The sequence below is a fragment of the Lamprocystis purpurea DSM 4197 genome, from assembly GCF_000379525.1.
Taxonomy (GTDB): domain Bacteria; phylum Pseudomonadota; class Gammaproteobacteria; order Chromatiales; family Chromatiaceae; genus Thiodictyon; species Thiodictyon purpureum.
The window spans coordinates 1-1,389 of sequence record NZ_KB902471.1 but is presented as its reverse complement, the minus strand read 5'-3'; the positions used below and the strand labels follow the sequence as shown (position 1 = coordinate 1,389).

Annotated in this window: 2 protein-coding genes; both read left to right on the top strand. The window is 51.3% G+C overall.

Features of this window, described 5'->3' with window-relative positions:
- Positions 1–222: porin (locus A39O_RS38185; protein WP_211211562.1), on the top strand; the 222-nt coding region annotated here is incomplete at its 5' end.
- 40 nt (positions 223–262) lie between these two features.
- Positions 263–1,243, top strand: a complete 981-nt coding sequence (locus A39O_RS0109425; RefSeq protein WP_000019403.1) for an IS5-like element IS5 family transposase — start codon at positions 263–265, stop codon at positions 1,241–1,243.
- Positions 1,244–1,389 lie beyond the last annotated feature (146 nt).

Sequence of the window (1,389 nt, the reverse complement as noted above, 5' to 3'; positions counted from 1 at the left end):
GCACAATATCAGTTCGATTTCGGTCTGCGTCCGTCCGTTGCTTACCTGCAATCTAAAGGTAAGGATCTTGGAGTATGGGGCGATCAGGACTTAGTCAAATATGTTGATGTAGGTGCAACCTATTACTTCAACAAAAATATGTCTACTTTCGTTGATTACAAAATCAACCTGCTTGACAAAAATGACTTCACTAAGGAAGGTGCGAACAAGTCCCTGATATGAGATCATGTTTGTCATCTGGAGCCATAGAACAGGGTTCATCATGAGTCATCAACTTACCTTCGCCGACAGTGAATTCAGCAGTAAGCGCCGTCAGACCAGAAAAGAGATTTTCTTGTCCCGCATGGAGCAGATTCTGCCATGGCAAAACATGGTGGAAGTCATCGAGCCGTTTTACCCCAAGGCTGGTAATGGCCGGCGACCTTATCCGCTGGAAACCATGCTACGCATTCACTGCATGCAGCATTGGTACAACCTGAGCGATGGCGCGATGGAAGATGCTCTGTACGAAATCGCCTCCATGCGTCTGTTTGCCCGGTTATCCCTGGATAGCGCCTTGCCGGACCGCACCACCATCATGAATTTCCGCCACCTGCTGGAGCAGCATCAACTGGCCCGCCAATTGTTCAAGACCATCAATCGCTGGCTGGCCGAAGCAGGCGTCATGATGACTCAAGGCACCTTGGTCGATGCCACCATCATTGAGGCACCCAGCTCGACCAAGAACAAAGAGCAGCAACGCGATCCGGAGATGCATCAGACCAAGAAAGGCAATCAGTGGCACTTTGGCATGAAGGCCCACATTGGTGTCGATGCCAAGAGTGGCCTGACCCACAGCCTGGTCACCACCGCGGCCAACGAGCATGACCTCAATCAGCTGGGTAATCTGCTGCATGGAGAGGAGCAATTTGTCTCAGCCGATGCCGGCTACCAAGGGGCGCCACAGCGCGAGGAGCTGGCCGAGGTGGATGTGGACTGGCTGATCGCCGAGCGCCCCGGCAAGGTAAGAACCTTGAAACAGCATCCACGCAAGAACAAAACGGCCATCAACATCGAATACATGAAAGCCAGCATCCGGGCCAGGGTGGAGCACCCATTTCGCATCATCAAGCGACAGTTCGGCTTCGTGAAAGCCAGATACAAGGGGTTGCTGAAAAACGATAACCAACTGGCGATGTTATTCACGCTGGCCAACCTGTTTCGGGCGGACCAAATGATACGTCAGTGGGAGAGATCTCACTAAAAACTGGGGATAACGCCTTAAATGGCGAAGAAACGGTCTAAATAGGCTGATTCAAGGCATTTACGGGAGAAAAAATCGGCTCAAACATGAAGAAATGAAATGACTGAGTCAGCCGAGAAGAATTTCCCCGCTTATTCGCACCTTCC